The sequence below is a fragment of the Granulicella aggregans genome (assembly GCF_014203275.1).
Lineage (GTDB): Bacteria > Acidobacteriota > Terriglobia > Terriglobales > Acidobacteriaceae > Edaphobacter.
This window is the reverse complement of the sequence record NZ_JACHIP010000001.1, coordinates 138,885-154,915: the sequence shown is the minus strand read 5'-3', so window position 1 is coordinate 154,915 and position 16,031 is coordinate 138,885. Positions and strand designations below refer to the sequence as shown.

Below are 16,031 nucleotides of genomic sequence, written 5' to 3'. Positions count from 1 at the left end.
CTCCGTCGGCCCGGATCGCCCAATACCGTGCTGGGAACGGATATCGAGAGCGAGTGCGCACATCTCAGTCACACGAACTTATCGGTCGGTGAGTTGGGATCCGCAGCGGATTGGCGGTCCGCTGCGTGTGACGCGGCCCTTCCCTCCATGCCATGATGCGTGTACGGTGCGCGAAGAGCTCGGCCATTGCGAGAGATACGGCTTCCGCAACCGGCCCCGCTTCGAAAGTACCTCTATTCGAACGCGGCTGCCATAACGTCCTGCTCCGCTTTGGAAATTCCGAACCTGGTAGCCTCTGTTCTCCATCCGACCACAGCCGCTTCAACAGACTCTAGCGCTGCGTCTGCTTCAGCGGAGGAGATCCCGTAGGTCTTGTAGGCATTCATGGCGACGGAAATATCACATGTGCTCTCTGTTTCGTCGATAGCAAGCGAAAGCTCATCGCGATCGACGGAAGGATTGATGTCGTATGCCGGCGAAAGACGAATCCCCTGTGCGTCGACGAAGAAACCGTGGTTGCGGAGATGGTCGTCCGTGTTGTGAATGCGAACGTTCAAGAGAACTCGCCGGAACAGTTGCTCACAGTCGGCATGGGTGTCAGCACCTCTGGATTGCAGGAGTTCAACAAGCTCCAGGTAGCTCGCTCCTGCTTCCCCGTCCTTCCTCTGTGTGAGAGGCATTGCTGAGACAAAAGCGACACGCCCCCCTTTCGCCGTTCGGTCAAACCTTTTAGCGAGAAAGGTGGTGAATGCACTCTCTGCGTAATGGAGTGCTCTGGCGTCTGGAACCTGAATACCTGATTTACGTACAAGTGAATGAGCCACCAGCTCCCAAGCTCCGATGTCTCGCGTGTCTTGGCGGCTCGGGAACTTGGCTATGCAGAGGGTTCCCTTTTCATCTCGGACGGAAGCCTTGGGACGAGCTCCTCCGAGAGAGCTCCCTGGGGCGATAAGCTGAGCTAGCCACTTCGCGTAGTCGGGATGTTCCTCGTCGTTCAAGTGCCGCTCAAACTGAAGGCTCGCTGCTTGCAACTCCCGCAGCGAAGTAAGAGGCGGCGCGGCGAATCTTGTATCACTATCGACGTAAGGGCCGCCTGGCGGTTTGAATCGCAGTGCGCCGAGTCGCGTTTCGTCGTGGACGCCCAACAGAAAATCACACTCCGTCAGCGTCCGCGGACGAACTCCTTCATGACGCGCACGAGCATTTTCCCGGCGCTGCATCAGTACGCGTCCCCAGCGGTCCGGAGACGAATCGGTGAAGATGCCGAAGTTCGATCGATCCGCAGAAGGATACTGACGACCTTCGCCTAGTGTGAGGTCAGGGTCAAAGGCAAAGGCCTCCGCCTGATCAAGCCAGGCCTTGGCGTACTTGAAAGAAAAGAGTTCCCCCTTACCGCTCCGCTGACAGTGAAGCGTTCCCATAAGATTTGGCTCGGCCGTTTGGACGGCATCCAGGTAGACCTCGACCGTCTCTATAGCCGCCATCACCCACGTCCTTCTGCTTGATCCAGTGCGGTCTCATTCTTCGCAGCGGCGAGGCGTTTAGGGGCCCTAAGTTTGGCGGTGATTCCGGCATCTTGCAGCTTTCGACCCAGTTCATCGTCCTTGGCCAGCAGTGCCAAATCGTCTTCCAACCTCAATACCTGCATCACCCGCGCGTACACCCCCAGCGCAACCGCCGGGTCTCCCTGCTCTACCTTAGATAGGGTGCGCCTCGTGATTCCTGCGCGTTGCGCCACGGTCTCCGCCGAGTACTTGCGTCGGAGCCGTGCAAGCTTTAAATGAGCGCCGACCCCATCGAGCAAGCGGGCAACCCGTGGTACGAGCGATGGTGTTGTCTTCCCCATAACAAGCAATAAAATACACCAAACAGTATTCTATGTGTCTTATATTGCTCATTATTGCGAAGAATGCCTTTGCAAGCACCGCTGCAGCGGAAGATACACTGTCAGCTGCCGAACGCAGATTGAGAGGGCCTACTTTGGCTTTGCGACCGCAACTTTCGTGATGATTAGCTTCGCCCGATATACTTAGCGACCATGTTGTTCCTGATCGATGTTGGTGAACAGATTGCGACGCGACGGAAGGCAGCCGGCTTGACCCAAGCCGAGCTTGCGAAGATGGCGCGCGTTAGCCGGTCAACGTTGGACACTCTTGAGAATGGCAGAATGGGTGACCTCGGATACACGAAGGTAAACAACATCCTGATTGCGCTCGGCTTGGAGTTTAAACTTCAGGTCGCAGTGAGTAAGCGGCCCACTCTTGATGACTTGATGCTCGAGAATGAGCGCGAAGATGCGGAACTGCGGCGTACTTCTCGGTTCTAGTCCTCTGCCTTCCCTCGGTCCTCCTTGATCGCCTCCATCCAACGCGCGAAAGTTAAATCGGCTTCGCCGACACTGCCAAACAGGTAAGGCCTGAGCTCTTCGCGATAGCGCTGCTCGAACACTTCAAGATCAAATGGCGTAGTCCGTGCAAGAAAGAGCATGTCCTGAAAGTCGCGATCATTGTCACGCTTCAACTTGCAGAGGGCGATGTCGTAGGGATCCATTGCGAACAGATGGATGTTTTCGAAGACACCTTCATAGATCGGGGCGAGCCGCTCCTCATACTCGTACGGAACTTGTGCAATGCCGACGAAGTCCAGGTAGACTCGGTGCTTCCTTGCTAAAGAAGAACCTTCCCGCCAGCTTCAAGCAGCCGATTGCGTGAAGCGATGGGCGCTACATCGATGACGTCCAAGTCAACCGTCGTCCGTGAGGAGCCGTAGTGCTGCGTGACAGCGAAACCGCCGATACAAGGGATCTTGGTCGGCTCGCCGGCGATTGGATCAAGTTCTCTTAAGAACGACAACCACGGCTCAGGCAACGTAGTTCGCAAGGTCCACCTCCGAGAGTCGGGTGTCTAGGTTCCAATGCGCAGCAAGTTTCGACCTCACGGCTCGGACATGTTGTTTGCGAGACAGAGGCCACGACTCTTGGCACAATGTGTCTTCCTTCGCAAGGCGTGCGTCCTCTAGTTCCCGCAACACGGGCTCTAAGACATTTAACACAACAAGTGGGCCGTTCTGAAGTGCCATCCTATTCGCCAGCGATGCGACGAAGCCGAGGCGATTTTGGCGGTTCCTTAGCTTTACTTCTCTGAGGAGCCAAGACCAATCGAGATGTGGATACTTCAGCACGACCCATGGAAGACCTTCCGTGGTGCGCACATCGAGGTCGGAGTGATCCAACGCATCGAGTAGAAACTCGGCCGGATTGCGAAGACGGCCAGACAGGTGTGCGTATCCCGGATACCCCAGCCTTCCAAGTTCCGAGGCGAGCGTTTCGTCGCTGTGCCTCGGAAGCGGGTTCAATGGTAAGGCCGTCGGTTCTCCACCAAAGAGCTCTGCCGCACGCTGCGCCACTTCAAGGCTGACATTCCTCTTCCCGGTCTCCATATGGGAAAGCATGGGCTGCGAAAGCCCGAGGAGCTTCGCTGCCTGGACCTGTGAGACACCCTGTCGCTTGCGGACGGTTTCCAGTGCGAGTCCGGTCATATAAATCGCCTCACAAGCAATATTACACTTTTTGTAATATTTTGTTCGATATAGAACTTGGCTATCGATCAACGGCAATCAGAAACACGTTGCCAGAGCACAAGAACGAGGGGTAAACGTCAGAGATCATCGAAATCGTCAGGCAATGTTGTCTGTCCAATCGTTCGATAGTGGTCAAAAAACTCGTCCAAACTTCCCAATGTTGGATCGAGGCTAGTTGCTTCCGCTCTTGCCCAATCTAGCCATCCGCGTGCATAGGAAAGGTCAGCAGGTGCCTCTGATTTCATCTTGTGCTCAACGTTTGCTATCAACCGATGAAGCGAAACAGCCTATTTCCTGCACACAGAATAGGGCTCTCAGCGTCTGGAAACCCCGTGTTTTCTGAGGGCGAAGTATGTTTGGCCAAAAGGCACGTTTCCCCTTGCAAGGGGATGCGGCAGGGGTAAGCTCGTCTTCACCGCCGGTCTCTCTTCACGACCAACGCGCCTACCGAAGGCCATCATGAACGACAACTCTCATCTGCGAACCATCGCAAACCAGGATGGAGCGGCTGTGCTCGACACCCAATTGGGGTCCATCGCAACCTTCAACTCGACCGGAGCCTACGTATGGCAAGGGCTGGAGCGAGGGGACAGCTTGGAGAGCATCATTGACAGCCTGTCCCGCGACACGGGAGAGCCACTTGAGGTTGTGGCACGCGATGTGGCCGGCTTCGTTGCGGCATTACGGGCGCAGCGGTTGTTGTCTCACTGAGGATGCACGCCATGACAGCAGCAACCCATCAAGATGCGAACCCATATCGCGTGGTTCTCGTGCATCCAGAATCGCACGGCTTGTATGCGTTGGACAGTGAAGGTCATGTTTGTTTGGTGCGTATCCTCGTGGAGCAAGGGACACGTCCCGCCAGACAGTTGCAGGTGAGACTTCGTGACGAGTGGGGGCTTGCCGTTGTCATACTGGACATCCTGGAGACGAGCGACAGCGTGTCGCCCTGTGCGATTGCGGAACTCCTGCAAAGCGACGTTCCTCACGAATTCAGAAGTGTCCGATCCGAACAGATTCCAAGCTGCGAGCTTTCGGAACAGGAGCGCATCCTCCTACAAGCGATGCTCGACGGCGCTATCGCGAACCCATTCGCCCGCATCGGTTGGATATATGAAGCCATTGCGTACCTGGAGGAGTCGACAGGCAGGAAAGTGTCTTCCGTGGCGGATGTGGATCAATTCAACGCGGGCGGAGCCTTTTCCCTTGTGCGCTTTCGGATGACAGACGAAGGCGACTTTTGGCTCAAAGCGACCGGAGCGCCCAACACTCACGAACGCGTGGTGTTGTCGCTGCTCTCCAGACTTTGCCGAGGCTTTGTTCCTGAAGTCGTGGCGGAGATTCCCGCTTGGAATGCCTGGCTCATGCGTGGGGAAGGCGACGGTATCGCGATGTTGCCGAACGATGCATCCGGGGTTCTACGTGTGTTAGAAGCCGCAGTCGATACCCTTGCCGCGTTACAGATCCGCACGGTGGAGTCGCAATGGGATTTGTTCCAGGCTGGCGCGGTGGACCACAGAACGCATGTGTTGCGGAGCGAAGTGGATGCGCTGTTTTCTTACATGGAAGAGGCGATGGCCAATCAGACCTCCACCAAGGTGCCGCGTATCGAGGCGAAGCGGTTGCTGGAGCTTCAGAAGCTTTTCGAGAATGTTTGCAGTTGCATGGAGGACTTGAATGTCCCGGACATGGTTCTGCACGGGGATATGAATCTCGGCAACATCGTCGTGGCGCAGGACCACTGTGTCTTTATCGATTGGTGTGAGACGTATGTGGGGAACCCGCTTGTCACCCTGGAGCATCTCCTTCTGCTCAATCCAATCGAAGACGAAGTCCTCAAACTCGCCTGTGACAAACACCTCAAACAGAGGTACAGAGGGGCGATGTCCGGGATATGCGATCCAAGGATTCTCGAAGAAGGTTTTGCCCTGGCACCTGTCGTGGCTGCTGGATCGGCGATCTATGCCCGGGGAGACTGGTTTCGGACACCGCTACGAGACGATCCACGACGACAAGCCTATGTCCGAAGCGTTGCCCGTTCGATGGATCGGGCGGCACGGGAGCCAGCACTGTGCAGGGCACTCTCCGTTTGATCGAAGAGTTGGAGGATTCATGTCACGACATGTCGTTCAAAGCTGGCTTTTACTGCTGTACTGCGATTGGTTGATGCGTTTTCGCGGGTTTCAACGGATACACGCGGTGGTGCGGAAGCAGCGACTTCACGCTGTGGCAGATCGACAGCCGAGCCAACGCGAGCTCTCGGACGCCATCGATCTTGCTTGTGTCTTCTACTTCAAGCGCGTGCTGTGCCTTCAGCGATCCGCAGCGACGGCAATCCTGCTGCGCCGTCACGGTTGGAGCGCGGAGATGGTGATCGGCGCGCAACTGCTTCCATTCCATTCCCACGCATGGGTCGAAGTCGATGGACAGGTCGTCAATGACAAGCCCTATATTGCGGAGATCTTCCAGGTGTTGGAACGCTGTTAAGTGGGGTGCGTGATGAGCATCATCTACGGTGTGTTGAAAGAAAGCGGAGATTCAACGCAACCCTCGGGCGCGATACCGTCCGCATCCTCGGTGCAGGTCCAAAGGAGGCCGCGTGGAAGCTCAGGGCAGAGTACCGTTCACCACGCTGGACCACACGGTGGGATGAGTTGCCAAAGGTCCGAGCTAGATAGAGGGCGAATCAGATACAGGGACAATGGAGGTTCCCTCTAATCGCAAACCACGGGTATGGAGGAGTTCTTCCCAGCCACGGCGAGTGCCTATGTCGTTCCGAGAAAGCAGTTCGAGCTCTTCTTCACGCGCTGAAAGCTGTGCGTACTCGGCAAAACGTGGATGCAGTGGGTCCAGAAAGGTCTCCTTCCTGTGCAGGATGGGTGGATTTTGAGACTCGGTGTAGGCGTCCACATACTCCTGAACTAGAGCCAAGTGGTGGCCGAGCCATCCTACATCGATCAGATGATTAAGACCGGCCGGCTGGGTGAGGATAAAATCCTCTGCGTCTTCACAGAACTTCGCAAGCCGAGGCGACTCTAAAGTCTCGTCCCCCCAGCAGGAGCGCCGCCATGCTTTTACGAGAACTTGATTCTTACCTTCAGCAGTCTTCCAGACGATAAGCCGATCGTGTTCTCTGAGCACGTCTTCAATCGGGTAAGCCCTCATGAGAGCTAACAAACTTTTCCAGGTACTAAATCTCAGCAGCCTTTCCACAGCATTAGGTCCATGCGTTGACTGTTTCAGCACGTGATTTTGGCCGTGACGAAGAAGTGCGAGTTGAGCTGCTTACCAAGAGCAAAACCTGGGTGCCAATTGGAGTACTCGATCTTGACCTTAGTCGAAACAATCAGGTAGCAGTGGACGCGTTTCGCTATCGCGCTGCAGAAGGCATGATGTTGTGTGCAGCCGGTGCCGAGTTGCGATTTAGAAGCACTTTGGAATCAGAAAACCGGTTACGACGAACGGTGGCTACGAAACGGATTCTGGAACGCAAATCCGTCTACCCTGATCTGATTGATTTTTTCAAAGCAAGTAGCAGCGCTGAACCAACTTCTGCGCCGTTTGGATCAACTGCAGAGCACATTGCAAAGCAGTATGCTCTTAACGAGTCGCAGACCAACGCATTCTTGACGGTCTGCACAAGCAAGCCCTTGGGGCTCTTACAGGGGCCTCCAGGAACAGGCAAAACCAAATTCATAGCTGCGCTAATTCACTACTTGCTTACTCACGGTGTCATCCGGAACGTGTTGCTGGCTAGCCAATCGAATGAGGCAGTGAATAACGCGACCGAAGGGGTATTGCGCCTCTTTCGGTCAGGTGATTCGGAGCCAAGCCTAGTTCGTGTTGGGCAAGAAGGACAAATATCAGAAACGCTGAAACCATACCATTCAGCCAAGGTGGAAGCACATTATCGTGAGCAGTTTAGAGCAGGGCTTAAGCAGCGGTTCCGCTCCGCAGCACAACACATTGGCCTAACGGTTGAGTTTTCCGACGACCTGTTTCTTATGGAATCGACGGTGTGGCCGGTATGGAACCAGCTACAGAGCACGTTGACCCATAATGATGAACAAGAGCATGAGGAAACACATAGCCGAGTGACATCGCTACAGCAAACACTTTTTAACCTCCAGCAGAAGCTACAGATGCGCTCTGGTCAGGAGGTTAACTGGTATAGCGCGGAGGCCTACGAAGACGCGATTGCGCTTCTCCTCAAGAAGCATGCCATTACATCCGCAGAACAGGTGAGGAAATTGCGAGGCGTTGCCGGCCTAGCACGGGACTGGATGGGCAGCGTCACATCTCGGGCTCGCAGCTTCGAAGAGTTCCTGGCAAATACCCGTCAAATCGTGGCCGGCACGTGCGTTGGTCTCGGAAGATCGTCCCTGGGGTTATCGACGGCCCGCTTCGATCTGGTGATTATCGATGAAGCGGCGCGGTGCACTCCAAGCGAGCTTGCGGTTCCCATGCAAGCTGGTAAGTGGATATTGCTAGTGGGTGATCATCTTCAACTTGAGCCTTTTCATCAGCCGGAAGTCATTCGTGAAACACAGCGCCGGCTACAGGTCCCAAAAAGAGAGATCATCCAAAGCGATTTCGAGCGGGCTTTTGCTTCACCTTACGGAAGACAGGTGGGCCAAACATTAGATGTACAGTACCGGATGCTATTCAACATCGGGGAGCTAGTATCGAGGGCGTTCTATAGGAGGAGCTTGCGTCATGGTCGAGCCGAGCCAATGATCCCCGCCTCTGCTCTCCCTGAAGAACTCAAACATCAACTGCTGTGGCACGCAACAGATCGATTTGGCAGCAAAGCCTATCAAAAAGTGGCAGGCCAGAGTGGCATGAGTCTATGTAACTCGACGGAGGCGAATGCGATAGCCGATCTGCTCCGACGCCTAGACAATCACCAACCATTCCTAGAATGGCTGGCGACCTTTGACTCAGAGCAAAAAGCAATAGGTATCATCTGCACCTATGGGGCACAAAGCGAACTGATACGACAAAAGCTCCGTGCGATCGGCCTCAGCCCCATGATGCTTAATTCCTGCAAGGTAGACACGGTTGATAGCTACCAAGGCAAGGAGAATCCGATTGTCATCCTTTCACTCGTCAGGCATAACGACGATGGAAAAATGGAGGCCGGGCAGAAGACAATTGCTCCGGGCTTTATGTCTCGAGCGAACCGGATTAATGTGGCACTCTCACGAGCTATGGATCGCTTGATTATAGTTGGAGCTTTTCAGCGATGGCCTAACGGCGGCACGATGGACCGCGTGACTTCCTTCTATCAGGAAATGATGGAAGAGGGTTTTGCTCACCTCGTTGAAGCAACCGCTGAGATCGAAACAACAGATCACACAGAAAAGCGCAAGGCCGCACCCAAGAAAACGTGGAAAGGAAAGTCCTTCCATGCCCGCAAACGCTGAAAATATTCCAGAGGTTCAAGAGCCGTCAGAAGCCGCGCTTGAGGACAACAACATCGTGGATGTGGGGATTCTGCAGTTGCGGCTCCCTTGCCGCGCATTTCAGATAGCCTACAAGGTGGCGGAAACTGGCGAACTAAGCCTAACAACCGAATTTCTCCTGCGATTGCTGCGGTTAGCGGACGGCTTACCCGAAACATCGATTAGTGAGTTCTTTGGTTTTACGCCAGACGAGACGCAGTTCGTAGTTGATTATGTTGAGGGCAAAGGCTACACACAGCGTAGGAATGGGAGGGTGTCCCTCACAAGTGGAGGACGCAGCCTCTTTGTGGGGAGCGAAGAGCCTGCATTGTTCGAAGTGACACCAAAGCTTGAACGCTTCGATTTCGACCTTGTTTCATACACGCCCGCAGACACATGGAACCGTCTGGGCGAATTTGAAAATAAGCTGCCCGAGCTCTCCATCGCCTCACATTCAGCTGGCGAGAATACTTCAGAGCATGTCTTACGAGCATTTAAGAGGTATTTTCAGATCTTCTTGCAAAGAAAAGGGGGGCCTAAGCTTGATCGACGCAAGCTTTACACGGTCGATGCCGTACACGCCGATCTCCGTTTCAGTGTGCTTGTTCCAGTAACGTTGTCGGTGAGAATTGATGAACCAAGCTTTCTTGAGGCTGACCTGCTTAGCTGGAAGACTGGGGCGGAACTAGATGATCGCGGGTCAGTAGTTGAAAGCTGCGTGAAGTTCGCTAAAGAGATTACGTTCCGAAGTGATCAAATCAGCTCCGCGTCAGTGGATGCGTTGCAAGAGTGTGCGCCTTTACAGATGAGCGGATTCGTCAAGGGTCATGTTTTCGACTCTGGTGCTTTCTTCCGGGCCACTATGCAACAGGTGGGGGCGTTCAGGATTGATCGCCCCACTCTAAGAGTAGTAGGGCAGGTTTGGACGAACGCGAACCGCGCTCGACTAGCTTCAGCGTTGCACTACGCTAAGGTCCAGGAGCGCACTCTTCCGGAGCTACTAATCTGGCTGAAACCGGCGACTCCATACTGGGGTGCCACAACTCGCTTGCAGGACACCATAGAAGCGGTCAACCGAACTTTCATGCGCGAAGGCGAGGACACCAACAGGACACTTAGGTCGGTGGTCATCGGAACTGAAGATAAACGTGCTGCAAACGCGCTGAAGCACGTCTTTGGAAGCGTGCTGCATACACGGCCTCAGGATCTGCCCGGCGGCCTTGAGCTGCTGATTGTGCCAGGAGTGCTTGCTTACATGGCTGTTCATGGTCCTCTCGGTCAAAAGGAAGGTTTCCCGATACCGCTTGGGGTGATGACATTTGACCTTGAGGCTGTGAAGCGGGCTCAAATCGAGCTATCGAAGATCTTAGCTACGGCCCATTCAACGCAATTCTATTGCGATTGGTTAAGCGATGACGTTATGAGTGAGGTACACAACGTCTTGCTCGGATCGCCACGGATTCAGTCAACGATTTAGCGATGAGGTGGACTACGCCTCGATGGCAAGGATGTTATGAAGCGAGTGTCATAGGCCTGTAAACTTTACCGATGGCTGACACCATTTGGAGTGACTTGAGGACGACTCTTGAAGAGGGGGAACCTGTCCGCTATTGGGGACCCTTTCGGGGTTATACCTATGGCACATTCACGTTGCAAGAACTGACGGCCGACTCGATCACCATCATTATTCCTTCTGGTGAACCAAGGAAGATCTCGAAGCGGAACTTTGAAGAATTAGCTGGAATGTTAGACGGGTACGCCGCGCGTGAAGTCTCTGGCGACGAGGTGAAGCGCCGAACGGGGAGCTCCGCATACATCTTCAGCTTGGTCCAGGAAATACGTAGCCGGAGAGACCGGCCGCAGCGCACCATTGGTGATCTGCTTCTTCCGAAAAGCAGAGTATTCTTAAAGGCCGAGTACGGTCCCGTGTCCCAAAGTTGGCCAGCCGCATCGTTCAGCGATCCGCAATATGCTCAGCAACTTGCGGCCGATATGAAAGTGGATCAGGACTTAATTCTCTTTTCCGGCACACAGTCAGAGCCCACGCCCAAACACTATAGGGGAAGACTGATGTGCATCTTTCACGTCTATCCTGGGCCGCCTATCGATTCGGGCCTGGTGGTGGATCCGGCTGCACTCGCGTCGTTTCAAGATGGCAATAAGAATAGGTTTGCTCACTCTCTTCCGGCCAGTGTGGCGTGGGGTCTTCCCGAACTCCCTTCCGCTCGCGAACTTCTCGGAGATACATACTCTCACCTTGGACAAGGCACGTCGCGACAATCGTATGTGGAAGTACCACGTGAGCGTATTGCCCGGCTCAACGCGGTGCTTATCACCCGAATCCCAATCGCTACGCCGCAACTACAGGAAGCTGGATTGCTGATTCCCCAAGATGAGCTGGATCGTCAACTGAACCAGATACTTGCCCGGCTTCTGGCGCGTGCGCAGCAGAGTGGGGCAATGCAGAGCCGCCAAGCTCCATTAAGGATCATAGAGATCACGAAAGCTCAACTTCGAGAACTATGGCAGCGGCAACAAGGTTTATGCCGACTCTGCGGTGCCTCCATTCCCTTAGACACCATCAATCCTCTCTTGCTGCCCTCGGCTGACCGTATTGATAATGACGACGGCCACTACAGCCTTGCAAACACTCAGTTGACGCACCGCGCTTGCAATCTCGGCAGAAACATTGGAAGCATTGAGCAGTTCGCTGAGTGGTTACACCTGGCGAGACAGGTACACCCATGATTTAGGACTAAAAACTAAAATAGTCCGCCGTTAGTTTTCTCGCGGCTAATGCACTGCGACGCGAGCGGCGTTCAAACGGGAGATCCACGAAGCTTCTTAATGCCTGTGCCACTGGGGTATACCCTAAAGCGGTGTTGCATACGAGTTTACTGCGGAAACGCCTCCCCTGTCCTGGCCTCGCTTGCTCGCACGACCCGGTCTAAGAGAAGAGCAGCCTTTCGTACTGGATTGCCCGATCCATATATTGCTCCTGAAAGGCGATGACGCATCTTACATCGGCGGAAACGCTAGCAGCCCATTTCCTAAGCTCGGGAGACCACCCGAGGATGTTGTAGGAGAGTTGAGACTTTCCGCCTCGAAGGCGGTTCCGAATTTACGGCCGTAAAGTCTTGTGGTCCGTGTGATCTCTGCTCAGACATACAGACTTGCATTTATGATAGCCGTGCGATAGGACTGATCGTCAGGATCCGCACGTCAAGGAGGTTTCGTGATCAAAACGCGTGCAGTGCTTTTTGCTGTGAGCTTAGGTATGGCAGCTTCTGCCCATAAACTTCACTCACAGGGAGCAGCGAAAGAGGAGTTCCATCCATCAGCTGCGGACGTTCGCGGCTCATTCCAGCAGACAGGTAAAAACTGTCCAAGCGTCGCGGTGGCCAAGTGGGTCATCGCTACCTTCGGTGTGAACACGCCAACCGGGCCATTTTCCAAACTCACGACCCAGCGCGGCACCTCACTTGTTCTGGCAGATGGCAGCACAATCTTGCTCACGGCTGAGCAGTTAAAGCTGGCGAGGCAACACTCGCAATACGAAGACAAAGAGAGCACCGGCTACAAGCCGACTCTCGACGCGGCACATCGCGCCGCAATTATCGAGGAAGCTAATGCTATTTACGCGGCAGAAGCAATTCAGTTGTCTAATGCTAAGGACAGACGGAAAATCCAAGCTGGCGATACAGGCAAGTTTGTGACGCAATTGAAGAAGCTCGATGCAAGTAAGCATGAGGTTGATGACGATTTCCAGTGGCTGAACATGTCTGTAAAAGATGTCAAGAAGCTCGAAACCGAACCGAATACATTCGTTTTTGGAAATCAGCGCGATGACACAGAGCAGCCCCATGTCACATTTGGCTACATGTCGGGTTCCGGACCTATCTATGACGAGTATGGGACGGCTGCATCTCTGGCTTCGTTCGATGCCGAAAATCATTCTGGTGGGATACTCTTTTGGAGGTACGCGCTGTTGAGTAAAGGGGGAGAACCAATACAAGTAGCGCGTCAGTGTGCCTTTCCAGCAGGAGACGCGAAGTATCAATGGTTGAAGGATCCTTCTGGAAAGGGGACTTGCAAACAGTAATACGGTTCCGCGGCTAATTCTCGCCGCACGCTCTTGCTTGCACTGGCAAGTGAAAGCTATTGCTCAGCGTGGTGACGCCCAGTAACATGTGGCCATGCCTGCGCTGAGAAAGCCAGCTTCGTCACTTTCTATGACGGACTCATCTAAGTCAGATCCTACCTTTAGACCCAGACTCCGTAATCGCAGTGGGCAACGAATGCCGGGCGTCTTCGTATCCCTTTCCTGAGGTCCCAAGTGCCGCCCCCTTTATCCTAACCTCTGATGTTAGTTGGTTATGCTCAAGGTCTTGCCAAGGTCGATCTCCGCTTTAACTGTAGGATCCACGACCGCGAATATCGCATACATGCCCGGAGCAAGAGTAGTTCCGGGGAAAACAGCATTTCCTGTCGTAACAGTGCCGGCGAAAGTGCCAGTGGCTGCGATGGAATTCCCGTTCTGAGGCTTGATGCGCAACTGGACTATTTGATCTAGGTTGGCACCTTGCAATGCAAGGGTAAATCCTATTGCTGTGGCCGTTATGGGCAACGAAGCAGGCGAAACGGTAACAACTGGCAGCGGAGCGACGTTGATATCAGTCGCGAGCGACGAGATGTTGTGCCCCGCAGTATTGTCCGTCATTAGTAGCGTGTAGGCCTGCTCGGCCATGGACCGAATTGCCGCTGAGTCTAACAGTATCGTGGCTGTAGTCCCGCCGTTAGCCACGGTTGGGGTCACAATTGCAGCGAACGACCCCGGGCTAGTCTTGCTGCTGAGCATCACCTTCGCTATGGTCTGTAGACCACTCCCTATGAGAGTGCAAGACATGCCAGACGCCGGCGCGCTAGCTAGCAGGTAGTTACCGCCCGTGTTTTTCTTAATATCACTACAGACCACGGCGGATACCGCCGTTCCGCTCAGCTGACTTGGAAACACAATCGTGTTGCTGGAGACGAGGGCCAGGGTACGCTTTTGAATCACTCCACTGGAGGTTGTCGTTATCTTGACATTCCCGGTAATGATGCATTGGGTTTTTGAGGGCGAATCCGGGTCGTAGGAGGGTGATACCTCTAAGGTTCCAACGGAAAAAATCAAGCTGAACGCTCTGTTAACGGTGGAGAGTTCACCGACAGCAGGATTTAGCGTATCGGGCGTGATTGTCGCCGGTGCAAAGGTGGCTCTAATAGGGTAAGAGGTTCCGCCTGGGCTTACGACGCATTTGAATCCTCCGGTGTCAATACTGTAACCCGTGATTGCTGTGCCATCGGGCGTCGCAACAGTTGCGTCGGTGACCCAAGTGAGCATCGTGGGTGAGGTAACAGGAAGCTTGCTCCAGCCAGCGGTACGAGAGGCGAGCCGGACCTGCGTTGTACCCGCCCACTGCAGTGGTTTCCCCATAGGCAAGCTAAAGGTCATAGCTGGGAACTGCGGATCTGTCAGAGTGATGCCCGGGTCATTCAACTTCGTCGGGTCAGCAGTGAGGGCAGTTGTCGTTGCATCAGAGTCATTGAGCTGAAAGGAAACGGTGATCTGACAGACTGGGTAGCTGGCGGCGTTGGGCGTGGGGAGCGTTAGAAAGTCAAGGTTTGGCACGCCGTACAGGGTATTTGTGGCGGTTGCTGTCCAGGCTGTCTTTTTGCATAGTGATGCGGGCCAACCCTCTTCGGCAACGACGCTCTGTTGACTCACTCCGGCACTGATGGGATTGGCAGGTGGGGGAATGGGCGTGATGCCTCGCTTCATCTGAAGAAGAAGGGCGCTGAGGTCGGGCAGCTTTGCTGAAATAATCTGAGATGGGGTGCCGCTATAGAGATAGGTGCCGAAGGTGTGGGCGCTCGACTGCAGATCTCGCGTGATCTGCGTTTTTATGTCCGCGGAGGCACTGACGATCGGGAACGAGGTGGCAAAATTCGCGCTCGCGAGCATCGAGGTGGAGTCATCTGAAGAACTTAGCGTTTCAACGGAAAGTAGGGTGGCTTTTTTAACATAGTAGAGATTACTAGGATGGCGAAGTGTCCACTCGGCTGCAGTCATGCTCGCAAATAGCCAGCGAAACGAGTCGCCCGAGGTGTCGTAAAACATCATGTCGAATGGAGATTCGGCAGTAGTGATGAGGAAGTTCACAGTCTGATCATGCTTGGTATCTGATTTCAGACTGACGCCTCCCTTGATGGAGTAAAGAGGCATGGAGAAGCTGGGGCTCGCTGAGGCGTAAGCGTTGCCAAGGCTCTCGCAGTCATATTTGATGGCTATCTGAGTTGTCCCCCAAATAGAGAGAGCCTTCGCATCTGGGACCGTTGAGAGGCCCATCAAGTCTGAGTTGTCGCCTCTTGGAAACATAGTGACGCTATCATCTGATTTGGGTGTATCGAAGAGGCGAAGGAAGGAGTCAGCATAGAATATGGTGGCTTGATCCCCCTTGACTTGCAGGGTTTGATCCAGCCAAGCAACAAAGGCGTCTTGGGCCCCTTTGATTTTCACCTGGTCTTTTAAGGTGAGCTTGTCTTGCGGTTTGATGGCGTCCTTGGGCTTGACCAAGATAGGCGGCCAATACTTGCATGTGTCGCTGCTTAGGATCGTCTTGGCCGCATCTGCTACCCCTTGCCCGAGAGTTTGCCCGTCAAGCTGAAGTGCAGGGGAGGCGCAGAGAAGCACTGTGAACAATATCGGGTAGAGGCGCATTTGACATCCTTGGCTGACTGTTCGGTGAGCGCAATTATAGAGAGATGTTGTGCAACGATGACAAGAATCGTATATCTATTTTCGGTTCCAAGTGTTGGTCGACTGACAGGGCGTTCCACTGGGCCCGCTAACGAAAGCGTCTTGTAAACGAAGGCTCAGTTCTTCAATGCTGCGGTTGGCAGTCCAGATACCCTAAATCGCGATTCCGGTCTTCAACATGTCACGCTTGTGACTTTGAGGTCAACCTG

General features: G+C 54.2%; 16 protein-coding genes. 9 read left to right on the top strand and 7 right to left on the bottom strand.

Annotated features, from left to right (window positions below):
- Window positions 1-233: 233 nt before the first annotated feature.
- Together HDF16_RS30155 and HDF16_RS00695 are read right to left on the bottom strand one after the other, a co-directional pair.
- The gene (locus HDF16_RS30155) at window positions 234-998 is read right to left on the bottom strand and encodes a type II toxin-antitoxin system HipA family toxin (protein ID WP_221312398.1); all 765 of its coding nucleotides are present in this window, start codon (window positions 996-998) and stop codon (window positions 234-236) included.
- Window positions 999-1,483: 485 nt separating this feature from the next.
- Window positions 1,484-1,846 carry a helix-turn-helix domain-containing protein gene (locus tag HDF16_RS00695; protein ID WP_184213181.1) on the bottom strand — a complete coding sequence of 121 codons (363 nt, stop codon included), beginning with the start codon at window positions 1,844-1,846 and terminating at the stop codon, window positions 1,484-1,486.
- Between the two features lie 192 nt (window positions 1,847-2,038).
- On the opposite strand from HDF16_RS00695, the gene HDF16_RS00690 reads away from it, so the two are divergent.
- Window positions 2,039-2,326: a helix-turn-helix domain-containing protein gene (locus tag HDF16_RS00690; protein ID WP_184213179.1), complete on the top strand. Its 288-nt coding sequence runs from the start codon at window positions 2,039-2,041 to the stop codon at window positions 2,324-2,326.
- On the opposite strand, the gene HDF16_RS00685 is transcribed toward HDF16_RS00690, so the two are convergent.
- Genes HDF16_RS00685 through HDF16_RS00675 form a run of 3 tightly spaced genes read right to left on the bottom strand, consistent with a single transcriptional unit; the run spans window position 2,323 to window position 3,537 of the window.
- Window positions 2,323-2,631 (bottom strand): DUF6036 family nucleotidyltransferase, encoded by a 309-nt coding sequence (locus tag HDF16_RS00685; protein ID WP_348641246.1) that lies wholly within the window; start codon window positions 2,629-2,631, stop codon window positions 2,323-2,325. The genes HDF16_RS00690 and HDF16_RS00685 overlap by 4 nt on opposite strands.
- A 35-nt stretch (window positions 2,632-2,666) precedes the next feature.
- Complete coding sequence (locus HDF16_RS00680) at window positions 2,667-2,852, bottom strand: hypothetical protein (protein ID WP_184213175.1); 186 nt, start codon at window positions 2,850-2,852, stop codon at window positions 2,667-2,669.
- 7 nt (window positions 2,853-2,859) lie between these two features.
- On the bottom strand, window positions 2,860-3,537 hold the full coding sequence (locus HDF16_RS00675; RefSeq protein ID WP_184213173.1) for a helix-turn-helix domain-containing protein: 678 nt from the start codon (window positions 3,535-3,537) through the stop codon (window positions 2,860-2,862).
- Between the two features lie 501 nt (window positions 3,538-4,038).
- On the opposite strand from HDF16_RS00675, the gene HDF16_RS00670 reads away from it, so the two are divergent.
- From HDF16_RS00670 to HDF16_RS31760, 4 genes are read left to right on the top strand one after another with little or no spacing between them, the layout of a single operon-like run.
- Entirely contained in the window at window positions 4,039-4,290 is a 252-nt protein-coding gene (locus HDF16_RS00670; RefSeq protein ID WP_184213171.1) for a PqqD family protein, read from the top strand.
- 11 nt (window positions 4,291-4,301) lie between these two features.
- Window positions 4,302-5,672, top strand: coding sequence for a phosphotransferase (locus HDF16_RS00665; protein WP_221312396.1), 1,371 nt, complete (start codon window positions 4,302-4,304; stop codon window positions 5,670-5,672).
- Between the two features lie 19 nt (window positions 5,673-5,691).
- Complete coding sequence (locus HDF16_RS00660) at window positions 5,692-6,066, top strand: lasso peptide biosynthesis B2 protein (protein ID WP_184213169.1); 375 nt, start codon at window positions 5,692-5,694, stop codon at window positions 6,064-6,066.
- 5 nt (window positions 6,067-6,071) lie between these two features.
- On the top strand, window positions 6,072-6,257 hold the full coding sequence (locus HDF16_RS31760; protein ID WP_221312394.1) for a DUF4113 domain-containing protein: 186 nt from the start codon (window positions 6,072-6,074) through the stop codon (window positions 6,255-6,257).
- Here the strand turns inward: HDF16_RS31760 and HDF16_RS00650 are convergent.
- Entirely contained in the window at window positions 6,250-6,756 is a 507-nt protein-coding gene (locus HDF16_RS00650; protein WP_184213168.1) for a hypothetical protein, read from the bottom strand. The two genes, HDF16_RS31760 and HDF16_RS00650, sit on opposite strands and share 8 nt — an antisense overlap.
- 53 nt (window positions 6,757-6,809) lie before the next feature.
- Here HDF16_RS00650 and HDF16_RS00645 point away from each other — a divergent pair, with 53 nt between their 5' ends.
- From HDF16_RS00645 to HDF16_RS00630, 4 genes are all read left to right on the top strand, one after another.
- Window positions 6,810-9,005, top strand: a complete 2,196-nt coding sequence (locus tag HDF16_RS00645) for a DEAD/DEAH box helicase (protein WP_184213167.1) — start codon at window positions 6,810-6,812, stop codon at window positions 9,003-9,005.
- Window positions 8,989-10,500 (top strand): hypothetical protein, encoded by a 1,512-nt coding sequence (locus tag HDF16_RS00640; protein WP_184213166.1) that lies wholly within the window; start codon window positions 8,989-8,991, stop codon window positions 10,498-10,500. The genes HDF16_RS00645 and HDF16_RS00640 overlap by 17 nt, the downstream gene beginning before the upstream one ends.
- Window positions 10,501-10,571: 71 nt before the next feature.
- Window positions 10,572-11,771 (top strand): HNH endonuclease, encoded by a 1,200-nt coding sequence (locus HDF16_RS00635; RefSeq protein ID WP_184213165.1) that lies wholly within the window; start codon window positions 10,572-10,574, stop codon window positions 11,769-11,771.
- 487 nt (window positions 11,772-12,258) lie between these two features.
- Window positions 12,259-13,125 (top strand): hypothetical protein, encoded by an 867-nt coding sequence (locus HDF16_RS00630; protein WP_184213163.1) that lies wholly within the window; start codon window positions 12,259-12,261, stop codon window positions 13,123-13,125.
- Window positions 13,126-13,389: 264 nt separating this feature from the next.
- Here the strand turns inward: HDF16_RS00630 and HDF16_RS00625 are convergent, their stop codons facing one another.
- A complete protein-coding gene (locus tag HDF16_RS00625; protein WP_184213161.1) occupies window positions 13,390-15,783 on the bottom strand; it encodes a hypothetical protein in 2,394 nt (797 codons plus the stop codon).
- Window positions 15,784-16,031: the final 248 nt, after the last annotated feature.